The 20,095-nt window shown below is 60.4% G+C and carries 19 protein-coding genes and 1 pseudogene; 7 read left to right on the top strand and 13 right to left on the bottom strand.

The annotated features are described in order from the left end of the window. Positions 1–172: 172 nt before the first annotated feature. Positions 173–430, bottom strand: a complete 258-nt coding sequence (gene rpmA / locus CLM72_RS23495; protein WP_003176049.1) for a 50S ribosomal protein L27 — start codon at positions 428–430, stop codon at positions 173–175. 34 nt (positions 431–464) lie between these two features. After that, positions 465–779, bottom strand: coding sequence for a 50S ribosomal protein L21 (rplU, locus tag CLM72_RS23500; protein WP_007950961.1), 315 nt, complete (start codon positions 777–779; stop codon positions 465–467). Positions 780–1,018: 239 nt separating this feature from the next. Between rplU and CLM72_RS23505 the strand changes: the two genes are divergently transcribed. The 3 genes from CLM72_RS23505 (at position 1,019) to CLM72_RS23515 (ending at position 2,917) form a co-directional block, all read left to right on the top strand. Further along, positions 1,019–1,987: a polyprenyl synthetase family protein gene (locus CLM72_RS23505; RefSeq protein ID WP_003194086.1), complete on the top strand. Its 969-nt coding sequence runs from the start codon at positions 1,019–1,021 to the stop codon at positions 1,985–1,987. A gap of 170 nt (positions 1,988–2,157) precedes the next feature. Further along, on the top strand, positions 2,158–2,499 hold the full coding sequence (locus CLM72_RS23510; protein WP_034128750.1) for a zinc ribbon domain-containing protein YjdM: 342 nt from the start codon (positions 2,158–2,160) through the stop codon (positions 2,497–2,499). Positions 2,500–2,659: 160 nt separating this feature from the next. Further along, the gene (locus CLM72_RS23515) at positions 2,660–2,917 is read left to right on the top strand and encodes a hypothetical protein (protein ID WP_005791321.1); all 258 of its coding nucleotides are present in this window, start codon (positions 2,660–2,662) and stop codon (positions 2,915–2,917) included. Between the two features lie 60 nt (positions 2,918–2,977). Here the strand turns inward: CLM72_RS23515 and CLM72_RS23520 are convergent, their stop codons facing one another. Continuing rightward, entirely contained in the window at positions 2,978–3,595 is a 618-nt protein-coding gene (locus tag CLM72_RS23520; RefSeq protein WP_034128752.1) for an FKBP-type peptidyl-prolyl cis-trans isomerase, read from the bottom strand. A gap of 390 nt (positions 3,596–3,985) precedes the next feature. Between CLM72_RS23520 and CLM72_RS29655 the strand changes: the two are divergent. Both CLM72_RS29655 and CLM72_RS29660 read left to right on the top strand, forming a co-directional pair. Continuing rightward, positions 3,986–4,867 (top strand): annotated as a pseudogene (locus tag CLM72_RS29655) (methyl-accepting chemotaxis protein); the annotation flags it as partial. Between the two features lie 198 nt (positions 4,868–5,065). Next, positions 5,066–5,770, top strand: coding sequence for a methyl-accepting chemotaxis protein (locus tag CLM72_RS29660; RefSeq protein WP_371920479.1), 705 nt, complete (start codon positions 5,066–5,068; stop codon positions 5,768–5,770). A 75-nt stretch (positions 5,771–5,845) separates the two neighbouring features. Here CLM72_RS29660 and CLM72_RS23535 read toward each other — a convergent pair whose 3' ends face one another. From CLM72_RS23535 to CLM72_RS23555, 5 genes are all read right to left on the bottom strand, one after another. Beyond that, entirely contained in the window at positions 5,846–6,214 is a 369-nt protein-coding gene (locus CLM72_RS23535) for a glyoxalase superfamily protein (protein WP_054896979.1), read from the bottom strand. A 76-nt stretch (positions 6,215–6,290) separates the two neighbouring features. Further along, complete coding sequence (locus tag CLM72_RS23540; RefSeq protein WP_105228422.1) at positions 6,291–8,738, bottom strand: dermonecrotic toxin domain-containing protein; 2,448 nt, start codon at positions 8,736–8,738, stop codon at positions 6,291–6,293. Positions 8,739–8,851: 113 nt separating this feature from the next. Beyond that, on the bottom strand, positions 8,852–10,330 hold the full coding sequence (locus tag CLM72_RS23545) for an amidohydrolase family protein (RefSeq protein ID WP_105228424.1): 1,479 nt from the start codon (positions 10,328–10,330) through the stop codon (positions 8,852–8,854). A gap of 1 nt (position 10,331) precedes the next feature. Further along, positions 10,332–11,192 carry a MurR/RpiR family transcriptional regulator gene (locus CLM72_RS23550; protein ID WP_105228426.1) on the bottom strand — a complete coding sequence of 287 codons (861 nt, stop codon included), beginning with the start codon at positions 11,190–11,192 and terminating at the stop codon, positions 10,332–10,334. A gap of 20 nt (positions 11,193–11,212) precedes the next feature. Beyond that, the gene (locus CLM72_RS23555) at positions 11,213–12,616 is read right to left on the bottom strand and encodes a gluconate:H+ symporter (RefSeq protein ID WP_054896983.1); all 1,404 of its coding nucleotides are present in this window, start codon (positions 12,614–12,616) and stop codon (positions 11,213–11,215) included. Between the two features lie 189 nt (positions 12,617–12,805). On the opposite strand from CLM72_RS23555, the gene CLM72_RS23560 reads away from it, so the two are divergent. Further along, positions 12,806–13,180, top strand: coding sequence for a lysozyme inhibitor LprI family protein (locus tag CLM72_RS23560; RefSeq protein WP_089042348.1), 375 nt, complete (start codon positions 12,806–12,808; stop codon positions 13,178–13,180). Between the two features lie 121 nt (positions 13,181–13,301). On the opposite strand, the gene CLM72_RS23565 is transcribed toward CLM72_RS23560, so the two are convergent. From CLM72_RS23565 to CLM72_RS23580, 4 genes are all read right to left on the bottom strand, one after another. Continuing rightward, the gene (locus CLM72_RS23565) at positions 13,302–14,747 is read right to left on the bottom strand and encodes a SulP family inorganic anion transporter (protein ID WP_105228428.1); all 1,446 of its coding nucleotides are present in this window, start codon (positions 14,745–14,747) and stop codon (positions 13,302–13,304) included. A 198-nt stretch (positions 14,748–14,945) separates the two neighbouring features. After that, on the bottom strand, positions 14,946–15,839 hold the full coding sequence (locus CLM72_RS23570) for an NAD-dependent epimerase/dehydratase family protein (protein ID WP_105228430.1): 894 nt from the start codon (positions 15,837–15,839) through the stop codon (positions 14,946–14,948). A gap of 103 nt (positions 15,840–15,942) precedes the next feature. After that, positions 15,943–16,839, bottom strand: coding sequence for a LysR family transcriptional regulator (locus CLM72_RS23575; protein WP_057975038.1), 897 nt, complete (start codon positions 16,837–16,839; stop codon positions 15,943–15,945). Between the two features lie 42 nt (positions 16,840–16,881). After that, the gene (locus CLM72_RS23580) at positions 16,882–17,646 is read right to left on the bottom strand and encodes a sulfite exporter TauE/SafE family protein (protein WP_105228432.1); all 765 of its coding nucleotides are present in this window, start codon (positions 17,644–17,646) and stop codon (positions 16,882–16,884) included. Between the two features lie 185 nt (positions 17,647–17,831). Between CLM72_RS23580 and CLM72_RS23585 the strand changes: the two genes are divergently transcribed. Next, positions 17,832–18,722 carry a LysR substrate-binding domain-containing protein gene (locus tag CLM72_RS23585; RefSeq protein WP_105228434.1) on the top strand — a complete coding sequence of 297 codons (891 nt, stop codon included), beginning with the start codon at positions 17,832–17,834 and terminating at the stop codon, positions 18,720–18,722. Here the strand turns inward: CLM72_RS23585 and CLM72_RS23590 are convergent. After that, positions 18,668–20,074: an amino acid permease gene (locus CLM72_RS23590; protein ID WP_003194101.1), complete on the bottom strand. Its 1,407-nt coding sequence runs from the start codon at positions 20,072–20,074 to the stop codon at positions 18,668–18,670. The genes CLM72_RS23585 and CLM72_RS23590 overlap by 55 nt on opposite strands. Positions 20,075–20,095: the final 21 nt, after the last annotated feature.

Raw genomic sequence — 20,095 nt, forward strand, 5'->3', positions numbered from 1 at the left:
ATGGACGAGCTTAAGAAACCAAGACATAAGACTCTTGCAAAAATGAGCGCAGCGACCTCAATCAGCGACCGCAAACCTGCGCCTGAGCTCATCACAAACAGCTTTGCAAGAGACTCACTCCACAAACGAAAAAGCCCCGTCGCAAGACAGGGCTTTTCCAGCGATCTCGCAATTAAGCTGCGACAACGCTCACGTAACGGCGGTTGAACGCGCCCTTTACTTCGAACTTGATCACGCCTTCGATTTTAGCGAAGAGGGTGTGATCTTTACCCATGCCAACACCGTAACCGGCGTGGAATTGGGTGCCGCGCTGACGCACGATGATGTTGCCCGGAATGATTTTCTGGCCGCCATACATCTTCACGCCAAGGCGTTTGGCTTCTGAGTCGCGACCGTTACGGGTACTACCACCAGCTTTTTTGTGTGCCATGAGTCAATTCTCCTAGTGAGGAATTAGGCTGAAATTAAGCCTGAATACCGGTGATTTTGATCTCGGTGTACCACTGGCGGTGGCCCATACGCTTCATGTGGTGCTTACGACGACGGAACTTGATGATGCGGACTTTATCGTGACGACCTTGGGAGATCACTTCAGCCACAACGGTAGCGCCAGCAACAACTGGAGCGCCGATGTTCACGTCATCGCCATTGGCGACCAACAGAACGCGATCAAAAGTAACGGATTCGCCAGTAGCGACTTCCAGTTTCTCGATCTTCAGGTATTCACCTGGGGCGACTTTGTATTGCTTGCCACCAGTAACAATTACTGCGTACGACATGGTATTTCTCCGATAATCCTGCTCACCCAGCGCTTTATAAGAAGAGGTATTGGCTGGCATGGCTGCATGGGATGGACGTCCCGAATGCAATTGCGTAAGGCAGGTGCTGCCCAGGAAGTTCAGGGTGCGCGATTGTACGCAAGCTATGGGAGGCTTGCAAGGGGCCGTCTATCGCGCCTTGACACCCGGGGGTCAGGGTCCTAGCATGCCGCGCAACCCTTCTGGAGCGACTGTCGCTGATGCAACCCCAAGCTTTCTACCGCGCGGTCGCGGACGATTTTAGCGCCGTCGACGGCATCATCAAGCAGCAGCTGACGTCTAAAGTGCCGCTGGTCTCCAAAATTGGCGACTACATTACGTCGGCGGGCGGCAAACGCCTGCGTCCTTTATTAGTGTTGCTGTGCGGCAAGGCCCTGGGCCGTCAAGGCGATGACCTGCGCCTACTGGCCGCCACGATCGAATTCCTGCACACCGCCACCCTGCTGCATGACGACGTGGTCGACATGTCCGGCATGCGCCGTGGTCGCGAGACCGCAAACGCGATGTGGGGCAATGCGCCCAGCGTGTTGGTGGGCGACTTCCTGTATTCGCGCTCGTTCGAAATGATGGTGGAGCTGGGCTCGATGCCCGTGATGAAGATTCTTTCACAGGCCACACGCATCATCGCCGAAGGCGAAGTGTTGCAGCTATCCAAAGTCCGCGACGCCAGCACCACTGAAGAAACCTATATGGAAGTGATTCGCGGCAAAACCGCGATGCTCTTCGAAGCCTCTACCCACAGTGCAGCCGCGCTGTGTGGCGCCACCGCCGAACAGGCTGAGGCCCTGCGCACGTTCGGTGATCATCTGGGCGTGGCGTTCCAACTGGTGGATGACCTGCTCGACTACAAAGGCGACGCTGAAACCCTGGGCAAGAACGTCGGTGACGACCTGGCCGAGGGCAAGCCGACCTTGCCGCTGATCTACACCATGCGCGAAGGCACGCCGGAACAGGCTGCCCTGGTGCGCAAGGCGATCCAGAAAGGCGGGATCGAAGACCTGGAAGCCATCCGTGCCGCCGTAGAAGCCTCCGGTTCCCTGGAGTACACCGCGCAACTGGCGCGTGACTACGTGGCGCGGGCGATCACATGCCTGGAAGCGCTGCCGGCCAGTGAATACCGGGATGCCCTGGTTGAGCTGAGTGAGTTTGCGGTCGCCCGTACTCACTGATTCCGCGCTGTTTAATGTGGGAGCTGGCTTGCCTGCGATGACGGGAGTGAATTCACTGCCGCTATCGCAGGCAAGCCAGCTCCCACATTAGGACGAGTCCAACCCCACCCGCGTTTAAAACCCTATATAATGTGCGACTTTTAGCCATCCCTGACTTTCTAGGAGCTTTAGTGAGCACGTTGCCACCCTGCCCAAAATGCAATTCCGAATACACCTACGAAGACGGCGCCCAACTGGTCTGCCCGGAATGCGCCCATGAGTGGTCCGCCAACGGCGAGGCCGAAGTGGTCGGCGATGAGACCGTGAAGAAAGACTCTGTGGGCAACGTCCTGCAGGATGGCGACACCATCACCGTGATCAAGGACCTCAAGGTCAAGGGCACTTCCCTGGTGGTCAAGGTGGGCACCAAGGTCAAGAACATCCGCCTGTGCGACGGCGACCACGATATCGACTGCAAGATCGACGGGATCGGCCCGATGAAACTCAAGTCCGAGTTCGTGCGCAAAGTCTGAACCTGCTGCATTCCATCCCGCGCCCGCCGCGGGATGGCGTTTCGCCCTCTGCGTTGATCGAACGCAATACCCACACAGAAAAACCCAGAAATTGCCAATAGACGCTTGCTATTCTACGAATAAGAATTATTCTCATTGAAACCCATCAAGGAGAACGACCATGACTTATTTGATAGATGCCTGGCTGGATCGCCCCCACCCTTACCTGCGAATCCTGCATCGGGAAACCGGTGAAGTCTGTGCGGTGCTTGAGGAAGAAGCGCTGAACGAGCTGCAGGACCAGGGCGATCTGGACGTGAATGGCCTGAGTTCCAGTGAGCCTGGGGTGCTGAAGGAAGTGGTGAGGAATCTGTTTCTGTTCTGTTATGCACGAGCGTTGCGCCCGGCGACCGACTTGAATGGCAAGTTCCATCCATGAAGAAACTGGCAAATACCTGTTGGGGCGAACGCGTTCGTCCCAACAGGTAACCAGCAGGCCTTACAGAACGTCGAGCAGCTCGACGTCGAATACCAGAACGCTGTGCGGCGGGATGCTGCCAACGCCTTGAGCGCCGTAAGCCAGTTCGCTCGGCACGTACAGGCGCCATTTGCTGCCGGCATTCATCAGTTGCAGGGCTTCGGTCCAGCCGGCGATCACGCCACCCACCGGGAATTCTGCAGGCTGGCCGCGCTCGTAGGAGCTGTCGAACACAGTGCCGTCGATCAGGGTGCCGTGGTAGTGAGTACGCACTTGGTCTTCACGGGTCGGCTTGGCGCCGGTACCGGCCGTCAGCACTTCAAATTGCAGGCCGGAAGCCAGGGTGGTGATGCCATCACGCTTGGCGTTTTCCGCCAGGAAAGCCAGGCCAGCGCCCGCTGCAGCTTCAGCCTTGGCAGCGGCTTCGGCTTGCATGATTTCGCGGATCACCTTGAAGCTGGCCGCCATTTGCTCTTGGTCTACACGGCTTGGCGAGCCTGCGAATGCGTCGGTCAGGCCGGCCAGGATCGCGTCCAGGCTGACGCCCGGTGGCGGGTTGTCGCGCAGTTGGTCGCCCAACTGACGGCCGATACCGTAGCTGACGCGGGTTTCGTCGGTGGACAGATTAACTTCGGACATGAAGAGGCTCCGCTGTAGGACGCCACGGTTTCCCGCGCCGCCCAGAACTAAAAGGGCCCGCAGACTAGCACACATGAGCGGGCCGTGATCAGCCCCACCCCGGCATCGCCGTTGCGCGCCGGCGACCCTTCGTCGACGAACAATAAAAGTATTTCAGAATCATCCTTTCCCGCCGATACAGCCCTACACATCTTGGCTGGCTCAAACAAAAACACACCGTCCAGCAGACAGACATCACTCTTCAAGGAGCTTTCGATGAACAGCTGGTTCGGTAACATCAGCGTCAATCTCAAACTCGGCCTGGGCTTCGGCCTGGTGCTGGTCCTCACCTCGATCCTGGCACTCACTGGCTGGACCAGCCTGGGCGGCTTGATCGACCGTAGCAATTGGATGAGCGACATCACCCAGCTCAATGCCTCGCTGACCAAACTGCGTATCGTGCGCTTGCAATACATGCTGGCCAATGGCGACGAAGCTGTGGCGCAGAACGTGCAGACCAGCCTCGATGCCTTCGCCGCCCAGCAACAGAAGCTGCTCGACAGCTTCAAGAGCCCGGAAAACCTCAAGCTGCTCAATGAGCAGAAAGCCGTCATTACCGCTTACCGCCAGTCCCTGAACAAAATGCGCGAGGCCTACCGCAATGGCAACGCTGCGCGCGATGTCATGGGCGCCAAGGCCGACATTGCCAACGCGCAAATCAACGCGCTGGAAACCAGTGTGCAGCAGTCATCCGACAGCCCGGAACGCTTCACGCAGTTCCTGGCCGTGACCCAGGCCAAGAACGAATTCATGCAGGCTCGCTACGAAGTGCGCGGCTATACCAATAGCCCCAACGCAGAAACCGAAGCCCGCGCTGCTACACAGCTGGAAAAAGCTGTCACTGGTTTGAAAGGCCTCAGCGTTGCCTTCGGTACTGGCCAGCAAAGCGCATTGTCCGCACTGGAAACCGCGCTAGGCGCCTATCGCAGCGCCGTGCAGAGCTACAAGGCGGCCAATGCCAATATCGTCACCGCCCGTGCCGAAATGACCACCCAGGGCGCCGACATCGTGACAATCAGCGACAAGCTGTACGACATCCAACTGGAACGTCGCGACGCCGAAAGCACCCAGGCCCGCAGCCTGCAACTGATCAGCACCTTGCTGGCCCTGTTGGTCGGCGTGATTGCCGCGTGGGTGATCACCCGCCAGATCACCCGCCCGATCCAGGACACCCTGGCCGTGGTGGAGCGCATCGCTTCGGGCGACTTGAGCCACAATATCCAGGTGACCCGTCGCGACGAACTGGGCGTGTTGCAGCAAGGCATCCAGCGCATGGGCACCACCCTGCGCGAGCTGATCAGCGGCATTCGCGACGGCGTCACTCAGATCGCCAGCGCCGCCGAAGAATTGTCAGCGGTGACCGAGCAGACCAGCGCCGGCGTGAACAGCCAGAAGATCGAGACCGATCAGGTCGCCACCGCCATGCATGAAATGACCGCCACTGTGCAGGAAGTTGCGCGCAATGCCGAACAGGCTTCCCAAGCCGCTTCCGACGCTGACGGCCAGGCCCGCGAAGGCGATAAAGTGGTGGCTGAAGCCATCGCCCAGATCGAACGCCTGGCGGCCGAAGTGGCGCGCTCCACCGACGCCATGACGCACCTGCAACAAGAGAGCAACAAGATCGGCAGCGTGATGGACGTGATCAAGGCCGTGGCCGAACAGACCAACCTGCTGGCACTTAACGCCGCCATTGAAGCTGCGCGTGCCGGGGAAGCCGGCCGTGGGTTTGCCGTGGTCGCCGACGAAGTGCGTGGCCTGGCGCAGCGTACACAGAAGTCCACCGAAGAAATCGAAGACCTTGTAGCCGGTTTGCAGAACGGTACCCAACAAGTGGCCAACGTGATGAACAACAGCCGCAGCCTCACCGACAGCAGTGTCGAGCTGACGCGCAAGGCGGGTGTGTCCCTGGAAAACATCACCCGCACGGTGTCCAATATCCAGTCGATGAACCAGCAAATTGCCGCGGCTGCCGAACAACAGAGCGCCGTGGCGGAAGAGATCAGCCGCAGTATCGTGAACGTGCGTGACGTGTCTGAGCAGACCGCTACGGCCAGTGATGAGACAGCCAAGTCGAGTGTTGAACTGGCGCGCCTGGGTAGCCAGTTGCAGCAGATGGTCAGTCATTTCCGGGTGTAGCACCACAACCATGGTGGCGAGGGAGCAAGCTCCCTCGTCACAAGGGCCTTACCTGCGAACAGCCCAATGGGAGAATCAGCCCTCGCTCTCCTCAACAAACACCAACCGATTCCCAAACGGGTCTCTGATGCTCATCTCCCGCGTCCCCCACGGCGTGTCTTCAACCCCAGGCTTGGCATACCGGTATTCCTTGCCCAGCAATTGCTGCTGATACGCATCGACCCCTTGGGCCTGGACCCGCACAGCCGCCCCTGGCGAAGCATCGCCATGATGCTCGGACAAGTGCAGCACACACTCCCCCAGCGACACTTGCACGTACAACGGAAAATTCGCCTCGAAGCGATGCTGCCAATCGACCTTGAACCCCAGGAAATCGACGTAGAACTCCAACGCCTTGGCCTCGTCGAAAATCCGCAGGATGGGGGTGACTTTTCCTAAGTGCATATAACTCTCCAAGTTCCGGTCGCTCGTTGCTGGCGAGCGACCACCCTAGCTCAGCAAGCGCTCAAAGTGAACACGCTCAATGGTTGTGAATTTCCCTGATCCTTGCGCTCGACAGTTGATCATTGTCCACATGCACTTCATCGAACTCATAGGAACTTTCTGCAAACTCATTCAAGTGGCCCGACTTGCGCATCCGCTCGATGGTGCCGGGGGCCACACACTGGCGAGCCTCGACGAACTGCGGGTTTACCTCGATATTTTCGTTGAAAGAGACGACGGGAACACCGCGACTGTCGATTTCGTAAAGGTGGTACTTGCCGCCGAGTGCAGTATCACCAAAATGTATCGCCGCCGCCTTTGAGCGAGACGCCATCACGACATTGCCGTCCATCATTTTTTCAGCCCCGGAAAAGAAGTTTGAGTCCCGGAAACCATAATTTGCCGGATCACCGCGACGCTCTACGCGATCCGCCTTTTCGACGCGGTACAACTTGGGTATATCGGTACGTTCAATCATGCCTCGACTGTTGAAATACCCACCATCAGGCACCTGGACGCCGGCCTTGAACGGATTGACCTTGAGCACGTTGCTATCGTCGTACGGCTCGTAATCCCCGGAGGACGTGGCATCGGAAACCACCGAAGACGGCGACTCCTCATTCTCCGACAGTTCGTTTTCCGAGTCCTCGAGTTTGGGCTTCTTCGCCGTAGACGGGCCCTCCTCGACGATCTCATACCGGGGCTGCACTGAGGGACGCTTGGCCCCCCCTTGCAGGTAAATCTCCATGGATGGGTCCCACGCAGGATTCAAGCCGTTTGCTGGTTTTTCGGGTAGCCGCGCAGGTTCCGTCGGACTCATCAGCACACCGATCTGCCCGTTCACGCGGCGATAGTTGAAAAACGGTTTTTGCGCCGTCGTCGGTTGAGCGCCGGACTCGACAGCGGGGTCGGCCGTGGAAGGGCCGGCCTTGCCGAGGGCGTGAAAAAAAGCCATCGTCGCGACGTCCATCACCGCCGAATGCAGCCCATTCTTGCGCTCGGCCTGAGTGTCACCCTCCACGGCCTGGTCGATTTCCATTCCTACCTGTGCCGTATAAGAGACGGCGCCAAGCGCCAGACCAATAGGCCCGAGCAAGGCCATGGGGATGGAGAATATTGCGTTGCCGGCTTGCAACAGAGCCAGTGCGTCGTCCTTGCGCACTTCGGCGTTGGATTTCATTTCGGTATCCGCATCATTGTCGATGCGTTGGCGTGTCTGGCTGGCCATGAAGGAAAACACGTCCCCGCCGATTGGATAATTCAAAGTATCGATAACACTGTCATTCGCTGCCTGGGTGCCTGCACCCAGCTTGGCCAGGGTGACGTCCACGCCGTTGGCACTCAGGGCGCCAAACACGCCCTGCTGACGATCACGCAGCGAGAAATGTTCCTCCAGCACCTTGGCTTTGGCGGGGTCCTTGCTTTGTTCGAGCACCCACTGGTCCACGGCGGCTCGGTCCTTGAAAGTCTGGATCGCGGGTTTTGCGCCGGGGACATAGAGGGTTTCGGTACCACTCTTGGCGATGAAGCGCAGGATGTCATTGGACTTATAACCATTGATGTCGAAGCAAAACACCCTGGTGTCCGGACCCGGCGTCGTCTGCGCCTGTAACTGGGCCTTGGACATCGGCCCCTCGAGCGGTACACCTGACGCCGCCGCTTTCATCACCTCGGCATAAGCCTGCGGGCTCAGGCCCTGGCTGGAGTCTTGTTGGTTGAGGGCGCGCGCGGCACGGGCCTCCATCACAAACTGTTGCTTGGCCAGCATCCGCCACTCGTCGCCGTGCTGCATCCAAAAATTGTCCAGCCTGGTCATCACCTTTTTCTGCAGGTCCCCCTCACGCACCAGGTTCAGCAGCTCGCTGGGCTTCATACGCAGTTGGTTGCCGGCGTCGTAGGTGCCTTTTCCCGGCCCATCCAGGTACAGGCCATAGGCGGCGTCCAGATCACGCCAGGTCTCCACGGCGTTGGGCACATCATCGTGAATTTTCGAGTAGAGGTATCCCGGCCCCGTCCGGTCGAAAATGAACTTGCCCAGCCGGCTGAAAAAATCCGGCACACTTTCGCTGTCCAGCAACGAAAACGGGCTGGTATTCGAAGACACGAAATGCGCCAGCGCCTGAGCCTTGCCGGCCGTGCCGTAGCGTTCCGCCGAGAAAAAATCACTGGCCACGGCATCGGTCAACGTCATGGACGACTCGGGAACTCCGCGATGTTCCCACCCGGTCACGGCGCTGCCAGTGTGGGTACTGTTGGCAGGCGAAAACTGATGCAGGTATACCTTGTCGGGGTCGATCCATTGATTGGTCAGGTTCCAGACTTTTTCCTGGATCCAGCCTTTGATCGTGTCACGCGGAAAAGGGAACGCCGACATCGCATCGACGCCCCCATTCACCGCTGCGTCAGGCGGCGTGACGGTAGATGAAATGACGGCGTTGCCGGCCCGGTTAGCGAGTTGGCTGGGGCTTACAGACTGAGTGTTCATACAGGCTCTCCGTAATAAGACCTGCACATGCTAGAGAGCCGTCCTTTGCAATCAATTAGCTTTTTGTAAGCGCTGATTGGCCATATTCAGACACGCTATCGGGCCGAGCACTGTCAGATCGCATCCCGCGCAGCAAGCTGAAAACCTCGGCGCAAATCACCGCTGCGTGCCAGAAAACGACCCGCACGCCGTGTGTTCGCCTGCCCTTCGCTGTAGCTCAAGACGCCGTTTACCCATACTCGCTCAATCCCTTCGGCCGCACGCTGAGGCGTCTTGAAATCCGCCATGTCACGCACCCGCGCAGGGTCGAAGAGCACCAGGTCAGCCCAGTGCCCCTCGCGAATTTCTCCTCTTTGGGCCAAGCCGAAACGCGCCGCCGACAGCCCGGTCATTTTGTGTATCGCCGTGTACAACGGGAACAATCCGACATCCCGGCTGAAATGCCCTAGCACCCGTGGAAAAGCGCCCCACAAGCGCGGATGAGGAAACGGATCTTCAGGCAACCCATCCGACCCCACCATCGACAACGGATGCGCAAGAATGCGCCGCACATCCGCCTCATCCATGCCGTAGTACACCGCCCCCGCAGGTTGCAAACGGCGGGCGGCATCCATCAGCGAAACGCCCCACTCGGCGGCAATCTCCTGCAAATCACGCCCGCCCATTTGCGGGTGCGGTGTGGACCAAGTGATGGTGATGCGAAACGCGTCAGTCACCTGCTTGAGGTCCAGGGTCGAGGAGCTGGCGGCATAGGGGTAGCAATCACAACCCACCGGATGATCTTTTGCCGCTGCTTCCAGGGCCGCCAACAGCTGCGGGCTGCGCCCCCAGTTACCGGCTCCGGCGCATTTAAGGTGGGAAATGATCACCGGCACCCTGGCATGTCGACCGATCAGAAACGCCTCATCCATTGCTTCCAGCACTGGCTCGAACTCACTGCGCAAATGCGTGGTGTACACCGCGCCGTAGGCCGTCAGTTCCTCAACGAGTTGCAGCACTTCATCGGTCTCGGCGTTGAAGGCGCTGGCGTAGGCCAGGCCTGTGGATAACCCCAGGGCACCGGCCTCCAGGCTCTCTTGCAACTGCACGCGCATGGCCGCGATTTCATACGGTGTGGCGGTGCGATGCAGGTCATCCATATGGTTGCTGCGCAGCGCCGTGTGACCGATCAATGCCGCGACGTTCACTGCCGGATGGGCGCCCTGCACCGCGTTGCGATAATCGCTGAACCGCGGATAACAGAACTGCTCACGGTTGCCTAATAAGTTCATCGGGTCCGGCGGGTCGCTGCGCAAACTGACCGGCGAAGCGCTGATGCCACAGTTGCCGACAATCACCGTGGTCACGCCCTGGCTGAGCTTGGGCAGCATCTGCGGCTGGCGAATCACTACCGTGTCGTCGTGGGTGTGCACGTCGATAAAACCCGGTGCCAATACCCGGCCATGGCCGTCGATGATCTGCTCGGCCTGGGCTGTGGACAAGTCGCCAATCGTGCGGATGCGCCCTGCGTGCACACCCACATCGGCGACATACCCTGGGGTGTTACTGCCATCGATGATCAGCGCCTGGCGAATCAGCGTGTCGTACTTCATATCAATCTCCAAGCGGCAGGCTGCCAGGGCCGCCGCGGTAATCGTCCAGAGCCAGTTTGATCCGGCGCAGGCGTTCCTGGTTGTCGTCCGGCAGGGCCAGCGCCAACTCGGTGGCGAGCAGGTCGATAGCCAGCAGCATGCCGTAGCGGGCCGCAGTGGGCTTGTAGATAAAACTGGTTTCCGCCGATTGCAGCGGCAGCACGACATCCGCCAACTGCGCCAGCGGCGAATCGGCAAGGGTGATGGCAATGATCCGCGCGTCGTAGTTGCGCGCCAGCGTCACCACCTCCAGTAACTCGGGGGTCAGGCCCGTGAGTGAGCAGGCGATCACGGCATGTTCGGGCCCAAGGGTCGCCGCCGTGACACGCATCATCACAGGGTCGTGGCTGGCGGCAATCGGATAGCCCAGACGCACCAGGCGCACCTGCAATTCATCGCTGCACAGGCTCGACGGCCCGCCCATGCCGAACGCATGGATCATCCGCGCCTTGCCCAACAGCTTGACCGCATCGCCAAAGCTGCGCTGGTTGAAGCCCAACAGGTGCTGACGCAACGTCGCCTCGATATCCCCCAGAATCTGCCGATGAAACGCTGACTGTTCAGGCTTGCCCGCCGGGTCCAGGAAGCGGCTACCCACGCCGCTGGCCTGGGCCAATTGCAGGCGCAAATCGCGCAAGTCACGGCAGCCCACGCTGCGGGCGAAGCGTGACAGGGTGGCGGTACTCACCTCAGCCCGTTGCGACAGTTCCTCCAGGCTGGCGGACGCGGCAAAGCCCACATCCTCAAGCATCAGCTTGGCAATACGCCCTTCGCCGGCACTGAAAGTGTCCTGGCGGGCGCGGATCTGATAGAGGATGTCCATGGGGGCTCCGGGTTACAGGCTCATAACACAAGGGACAGACCGTAGGTCAGGCCGAAGGCGACCAGCGAAATCAGGGTCTCGAGTACGGTCCAGGTCTTGAAGGTCTGGATGACCGTCATATTGAAGTATTCCTTGATCAGCCAGAAGCCGCCGTCGTTCACGTGGGAAAAGATCACCGAGCCTGCACCGGTCGCCAACACCAGCAATTCAGGGTGTGGATAACCCAGGCCCAAGGCGACCGGCGCGACCACCCCGGACGCGGTGGTCATGGCCACCGTGGCCGAGCCGGTGGCGACGCGCATCAGCGCGGCGAACAGCCAGCCCATCACCAGCGGCGACAACTGGAACGCATGGGCCAGGCCAAGGATTTCATGAGTAACACCAGCGTCCACCAGGATGCGATTCAAACCACCGCCCGCGCCCACCAGCAAGGTAATGCTGGCGGTCGGCGCCAGGCATTCGTTGGTGAACTTGAGGATCGACTCGCGGTTGAAGCCCTGGGCCAGGCCCAAGGTCCAGAAACTCACCAGGGTCGCCACCAACAGGGCGATCACCGAGTTGCCGATAAACAACAGGAACTGGTTGAAACCGCTGCCCGGCGTAGAAATCACGTTGGCCCAGCCGCCGATCATCATCAGCACCACCGGCAACAGGATGGTGCCCATGGTCAGCGCAAAGCTGGGCAGGCGTGTACGCGGTTCACGCTCGATGAACTGGCGCTCCAGCGGGTTTTGCGCCGGCAAATGGATGTGCGGCACGATGAACTTGGCGTAGACGGGACCCGCGATAATCGCCGTGGGGATACCAATCAAAATCGCATACAGCACCGTCTGCCCGACCGAGGCGTTATAGGCCAGCACCGCCATCATTGCCGCCGGGTGCGGCGGCACCAACGCATGCACCACCGACAGGCCGGCGACCATCGGCAGCCCGACCATCAGGATCGACACGCCCACGCGTCGCGCCACGGTAAAGGCAATCGGCACCAGCAGTACAAAGCCGACCTCGAAAAACAGCGGCAGCCCCACCAGAAACGCAATACACACCATCGCCCAGTGGGCATTGCGCTCACCGAAGCGGTTGATCAGCGTGCGCGCCACCTGCTCAGCGCCGCCCGACTCGGCCATCATCTTGCCGAGCATGGTGCCCAGCGCCACCACCAGGGCGATATGCCCCAGGGTCTTGCCGACACCCGCCTCGTACGAGCCCATGATGGTGTCCGCCGGCATCCCGGCCATCAGCGCCAGGCCGATGGACACCAGCGTAATCACGATAAAGGGGTTGAGTCGGTAGCGTGCAATCAGCACGATCAATGCAATGATGGCGATGGCAGCGTATGCCAACAGCCCGAAGCCCGGTGATGCGGCCATGCGGTACTCCTCGGAAAGGGTCACGTCGAATTGGTTGTGAAACTCATAAATCATTCCCGAGGAGCATTTTCAATTTTCATGAAAGTAATTTTCGCCCACGGATAAGCGCTGTCGCTTGGGGATACGCCCGACGCGAGCCGATGAAAATTCGGGGGGTGTTCTTACATGAAGATCAGAGAAGGCGGAAACTCAATCGCTGCCCTTGAGTCATAGAATGCGCATCCATTGCCCAGGAACCCGCTCATGATTCGCACCACAATTGCCGCCAGCGTCCTGCTCTTGTGCGGCAGCGCTTATGCCGCCGACAACCCTGCCTTGAAAAAATGCATGGACAGCGCCAATACCACCGCCGACATGGTCAATTGCAACGCCAGGCAAACCAAGGTGCAGGACGACCGCCTGAACCGCGCCTACAAGACCGCCCTCGCCGCCCAGGAAGGCCCGCGCAAACAACAACTGCAAGACGTGCAGCGCTTGTGGATCAAATACCGCGACGCCAACTGCGCCTTCGCAGGCAGCGCCACCGGCGGCACGATTGATCAGGTAAACGGCTCAGGCTGCGTGCTGGACATGACCCAGACCCGCGCCCAGGAACTGGAAGACCTGGTCGGCCCGTAACTGCTACAGCTCCCCCCCTGTGGCGAGGGAGCTTGCTCCCGCTGGGCTGCGCAGCGGCCCCAAAATCCTGGGCGCGCTTCGCACGCCAGCGGGAGCAAGCTCCCTCGCCACAGGGGCTCAATCAGTCGTGATGAACCTTGGCGCGCTTGAGCAGTTTTTTGCAGCGCTCGGACAAATGCAGCACCCGCAGGTGCTTGCCAGCCTTGGTGTAGCGCTCGCGCAGGGTCATCAGGGCGGCAATCGCCGAATAGTCGACAAAGCTCAGGTGACGGCAATCCAGTGTGACCTGGGCCGGATCGTTGGCCGGGTCGAACTGATTCAAAAACGGTGTGGTCGAGGCGAAGAACAACGTGCCATGCAGCCGATAGAGCTTGCTGCCATCGGCTTCCAGGTGTTCATCAGCGTACAGCTCCCGCGCCTGCTGCCAGGCAAAATTCAGCGCGGCGATGACGATACCGCACAGTACGGCGGTGGCCAGGTCGGTGAACACCGTAATGATCGTCACCGCCATGATCACCAGCACATCATTGAGCGGCACCTTGTTGATCACCCGCAACGATGCCCAGGCGAAGGTCTGTTGCGACACCACGAACATCACGCCCACCAACGCCGCCAGCGGGATTCGCTCGATCAGTGGCGACAGAAACAGAATGAACAACAGAATCATCACCCCGGCAAATACCCCGGAGAAACGCCCACGCCCGCCGGAGCTGAGGTTGATCACGGTTTGCCCGATCATCGCGCAACCACCCATGCCGCCAAACAGGCCCGAGACCATATTCGCCGCGCCCAGGGCCACGCTTTCGCGGTCAGGATAACCACGGGTCTCGGTGATTTCGTCGGTGAGGTTGAGGGTCAGCAAGGTTTCCAACAGGCCAACCATCGCCATCAAAAACGCGTAGGGCGCGATGATGCCGAGGGTTTCCAGGGTCCAGGGGATTTGCGGCAGGGCGAAAGTCGGCAAACCACCGGCGATGTGCGCCATATCGCCCAAGGTGCGGGTCGGCAGGCCAAGCAGGTACACCGCCAGGCCCACACCCAGAATCGCCACCAGCGCTGGCGGTACGGCACGGGTCAGGCGGGGCAACAGATACACAATGGCCATGGTCGCCGCCACCAGCCCGGCCATCACGTACAGCGGCGTGCCGCTGAGCCAGGTTTCACCGCTCTTGAAATGCTCCAGTTGCGCCAGCGCAATGATGATCGCCAGGCCGTTGACGAAGCCGAGCATCACCGAATGCGGCACCATGCGCACCAGCTTGCCCAGGCGCAGCAGGCCGAAAGCGACCATGATCAACCCGCCCAGCAACACCGTCGCCAGCAAATACTCCACGCCGTGCTGCACCACCAGCGCGACGATCACCACTGCCATGGAGCCTGCCGCGCCCGAGACCATGCCCGGGCGGCCGCCGAACAAAGCGGTGAGGGTGCAAATGATGAAAGCACCGTAGAGGCCCATCAGCGGGTTGAGATGGGCCACCAGCGCAAAGGCGATGCATTCGGGCAGCAAGGCGAAAGACGTGGTGAGGCCGGCCAGGGCGTCGGCGCGCAGACGGGTGAGCTTCATGGAGTACCAGGGAAGTGCGGGGGATAAGGCGGGGAATGGTACGGAATTGCGGCGGGTGGGGCTAGTGAAGTGTCAGGTCTGATGTACCGAGCCGCCCCTTTCGCAGGCAAGCCAGCTCCCACATTTGACAGGGTTCGCACCTGAACAATGTGGGAGCTGGCTTGCCTGCGAAGGCCGCACCGCGGTGCTAAGCGAACATCACACCATCTCGTTGCGAATCCACTCCACCACCGAGGTGCGCTTTGGCGTCCACCCCAACAGTTCACGGGCGTGTTTGCCGCGCACTCGGCTATTGGAGCCCAACCCGTAGTTGGCCATTTCATAGCCCCACTCGGCCTCAGCCTCGGCCAATGGCCAATCTTGTGGCTCGCCCAGGTTCAGCGCTTGGGCAATCGCCGTGGTCATGTCGATGAATGCTGCTTCGCTGCTTTCCACAAAGTAGAAGGTACCCGGGACGTTTTTGGTCAGCGCCAGCAGATACAGGGCGACCACATCTTCAATGTGCACGTTGGACCAGATGTTCTGCCCGCTGCCCACATGGCGCACTACTCCGCTTTTGCGCGCCTGCTTGAGCAAGCGCGGCAATTGCACGCTGTCACGCTTCACGCCCAAGCTGTGGCCGTAGATCAGGGTGTTGCAGATCACCGCCGAATTCACACCGTCATTGGCCGCCGCGAGGATCAGGTTGTCGATCGCCACGCGTGCGGCCTTGTCGACGGTCGGCTCAGGCAGGTTGTCTTCAAAGTAGATGACTTCACTGGCTTTACCGCCCGACGCATCGCCGACGATGCTCGACCCGCTGGTGTGCAGGAACGGCTTGTTTGAGCCTTTCAAGGCGGCCAGCAAAGTTTGCACGGCGCCGCGGTGGTCGCTGCTGGCGGCGTTGATCACTGCATCGGCCTTCTGCGCCTGCTCGGTCAATACCGCTGCGTCGTCGAGGTTGCCGATCACCGGCGTGATGCCCAGGGCAGTCATTTCGGCGGCTTGCTCGGCGTTGCGCACGAGGCCGGTGACGTGATGGCCGGCGTTGACCAGGCCGGTGGCGATCGAACCGCCGATAAACCCTGCTGCACCGGTAACGAATACATTCATGGAGGTTGCTCCTGACTGGGTAAGTGATGCGTCCAGTATCCAGCCCCCACGGCTGCCGAATAAGCCCGTGCGGCCCAATTCACTCTTGCGCTCAGGTCACGAATCAGCGCGCATACCGCGCCAGCTTGGCCTGAATAAAGTCCAGGAAGCACTGGATGCGTAGCGCCAATTGCGAGTTGCGATAGAACACCGCGTGGATCGGCTGGCGATAACCGCTGTTGAACACCTCCAACATGGGCACCAGGCGGCCGGCGTCGATGTCAGCGACGGTCATGAAATTCGACAGGCAACAAATGCCCTGCCCCTGCAGCGCTAACTGACGCACGGTTTCGCCACTGGAGGCGCTGACGCTGGGCTGAATCAGCCAGCGGTCACCTTCGCCGTGACGCAGCGGCCAGTGGTTGAGGGTCTCGGTGTGGGTGAAGCCCAGCAAGGTGTGATCAGCCAACTCGGCAACGGTCGTCGGCGTGCCGTATTGCTTGAGGTAGCCGGGGCTGGCCAGGACATGCAGCGGCGTGCTGCCCAGGAAACGCGCATGCAGGGTCGAGTCGGCAAGGGCGCCGATGCGAATGGCGATGTCGGTGCTTTGCTCCAGCAGGTCGATGATCAAATCATCGCTGTTGAGCTCCAACTGGATATCCGGGTAGAGGCTGCGAAATTCGGCGATGTACGGCACGACCCCATGCAACATGAACGGCACGGCGGCATTGATACGCAGGCGGCCGGCCGGTTTTTTCTGGCGCGATGACAGGCGCTCTTCCAGCTCATCCATCTGCGCCAGGATCAGCTTGGCCTGCTCGAAGAAGTACTTGCCCTCCTCGGTCAGGTCCATGCGCCGCGTGGTGCGGTTGATCAAGGTGGTGTCGAGCTTGGCTTCCAGGCGCGACAAGGTGCGGCTGACTGCCGATGGCGTTTGCCCGACCTTTTCGGCGGCGGCCGAAATCGAGCCGCATTCAATCACGCTGACGAAGATCTGTAGCTCATCGGAACGGGCTTTCACGGGCGGTCCTTCACTTATCGGCTGACACGTGCCCGCTCATTATTAACCAGCCAGCAACAAATGGCCTCCCAACAACGCCATGCCGGTAAAAAATCCACGTTTGAACCACAGCGCACTAATGCGTCGGCGCACCACCTGACCCAGCCACATCCCCAGCAATGCCGGCACCAACGCCAGCAATGACGCGCCCATTTCACCGCCGCCCAGAGCCCCGCGCCAGGCCAGCCCGGCAGCCAGCGCCAGTGTCGACACGGTGAACGACAGCCCCAGCGCCTGCACCAACTGATCACGGCTCAAGCCCAGCGCTTGCAGGTACGGCACCGCCGGGATCACGAAGACACCGGTGGCCGAGGTAATAATGCCGGTGATCACCCCGCACAAGGGGCCCAGCCAGCGCTCGGTTCGGGGCGCGACCTTGAAGGTCGGCAGGAATAACCCGCTCAGCGCATACACCAGTAAAGCCGCACCCAGGGCACGCACCACCCAAGGTCCGCTACCCATGCCCAGCCACAAGGTGCCCAGCCCGGTGCCGAGGAAGATCAGCAACAGCATCGGCCACAGGCGTTTGAGCAAGACACCCAAGTGCCCGCCAAAGGACAGTTGCCAGAGGTTGGTCACCGTCGAAGGAATGATCAGCAATACCGCAGCCTGCGCCGGCAGCATAGCCAGGCCAAGCATGCCCATGGCTACAGTGGGCAAGCCCAGGCCGATGACGCCCTTGACCGTACCGGCCAGCAGGAAGGTGATGATGACCAGCGCGGTAAGGGCGGGGCCGAGGTTTTGGTAGAACGCGAGGAAGGTATTCATGCACAGATTGTGCAGGGCTGGAGAGTGGCTGAAAATTCGCCATATACTGAGGTAGCCTCTTGTTTTGTGTGAGGCTGATGACGCTATCGCAGGCAAGCCAGCTCCCACATTTGGAATTGTGAATACATTCAAGTGTGGGAGCTGGCTTGCCTGCGATGAGGCCCTTCCAGTCACTGGGAAACTTCATGCACTTTGACCTCATCGACCTGCGCCTCTACCTGCACATCCTGGACACCGGCAATATCACCGCCGGCGCGGCCCGCAGCCACCTGTCCCTGGCTGCCGCCAGCGCACGCATCCGAGCCATGGAGTCTTCACTGGGCATCGCGTTTCTCGAGCGCGGCCGCCGTGGCGTGACCCCGACACCCGCGGGCAAAGCCCTGGCGCGGCATGCTCGCCTGCTGTTGCAGCAGGCCGACCATCTGCAGCAAGACCTGGCCGAATACGCCAATGGCTTCAAAGGCCAGGTACGCCTGCTGTGCAATACCACCGCCCTTAGCGAGTACCTGCCTGAACTGCTCGCGCAGTTTTTGCGCGAGCACCCCAACCTCGATATCGACCTGCAAGAGTTGCCCAGCCTGCGCATCACACACGCCTTGCGCCAGGGTACGGCGGACCTGGGGATTATTTCCGATGCGGTAGACACCCACGGCTTGCAGACCCTGGCGTTTCGCGACGACCCGCTGGTGCTGATCATGCCCCTGGACCACCCGTTGACCAGCGCGAGTTTTATCGAGAGCTTGCAATACGACTACGTGGGCCTGGCGGCCAACAGCGCGTTGGCGGTTTACCTGGAAGAACAGGCACTGCACGCGGGCTTTCGCTTGCAGACGCGCATTCGCGCCGACGGTTTTGATGGAGTGATTCGCATGGTCGCCGGCGGTGCGGGCCTGGGCATCGTGCCTCAGGCCGCCTTGGCGCGCTGGCCATCAGAACGTCGTTTCAAGGCCCACCCCCTGCAAGAGGAGTGGGCCTGCCGCAAACTGCTGTTATGCGCACGCTCGTTCGAACAATTGCCGGGCTATGCCAGGGCTTTGTTCGAGGCCTTGGCCCTGCCCTTGCGGAAGAACCCGTAATACACAGCCGATAGAATCAGCAGGAACGGCACGCCAAACACCAGTGTCATCTTGAAGGCGTCGGTGAAATAGGTGGTGATCATCACCGCCCCCATCAGCACCAACCCCAGCAACGTGCTGTAGGGAAACAGGCGCAACTGGAACGACAACTTCGCCCCGCCATGACGCTTGCGATAGCGACGGAAAAACAGGTGAGTGAGGAAGATCATGAACCAGGTGAAGATTGCGCCAAACATCGAGATCGCCATCATCAGGGTGAACGAACTTTCCGGGTACACCACGTTGAGCAACGTCGCCAGGGCAATGCCCGAGCTGGACAGCAGCAATGCGTTGAGCGGGATGCCGTTCTTGCTCAGCGCGCCCATGGACTTGGGCGCAAAACCAGCGCGCGACAGGCTGAACATCATGCGCGTGGTGATGTAGAGCTGACTGTTCATGGCCGACAGCGCCGCGATCAGGATCACGAAATTCATCACCCCGGTGGCACCGGGAATGCCGATGGTCTGCATCACTGTGACAAACGGGCTCTGGGCCTGGCCGGCCTGGTTCCACGGTACGATGGCGAGCATCAGCGCCAGGGTCAGCAGGTAGAACACCACCAGCCGCACGATGGTAGCGCGGAAGGCTTTCTTCACTGCCTGCTCCGGGTCGGCGGCTTCACCGGCGGCCACGGCGATCATCTCGACACTGAGGTAGCTGAAGATCGACACGATCACCGCGATCCACATGCCACTCAAGCCATGGGGGAAAAAGCCGTCGTGGGCCGTGTAGTTCTGCACCCCGTAGTCAGGGTTACCGGAGCCGAACACCACATACACCGCCAGGATGATGAAACCGACAATGGCGCTGATCTTGATCGTCGAGAACCAGTATTCGAAGTTGCCGAAGGTCTTCACGCTGATCGCATTGAGCACAATCAACACACTGGAAAACGACACGATCCACACCCACTCCGGCACGTTGGCGAACCAGTACTTCATGTACATCGCCACCGCCGTGACCTCGGCCCCCACCGCCAGCACAATCGCCGCCCAGTAGGCATAGCGCACCAGGAACCCGGCCAACGGGCTGATGTAGAACTCGGCGTAAGCGCCAAAGGAGCCGGAGGTGGAATGGGCCACCGTCATCTCCGCCAGGCAGCCCATCAGCAGCAAGGTAATCAACGCACCGATGGCGTAGCTCACCAGCACGCTCGGCCCGGCATAACCGATGGCGTAGGCGCTGCCCATGAACAGCCCGGTGCCGATGGCGCCACCGATGGCGATCATGCTCATCTGGCCGGAAGTGAGCTGGCGCCTCAGGCCCAGTTCACGGTGGGTAATTTCTGCAAAGCCGTTGTCTGGCGTGGTCACGGGTGTGCCCCTTTATTATTG

The organism is Pseudomonas sp. MYb193, assembly GCF_002966775.1.
In the GTDB taxonomy this organism is placed as follows: Bacteria; Pseudomonadota; Gammaproteobacteria; order Pseudomonadales; family Pseudomonadaceae; genus Aquipseudomonas; species Aquipseudomonas paracarnis.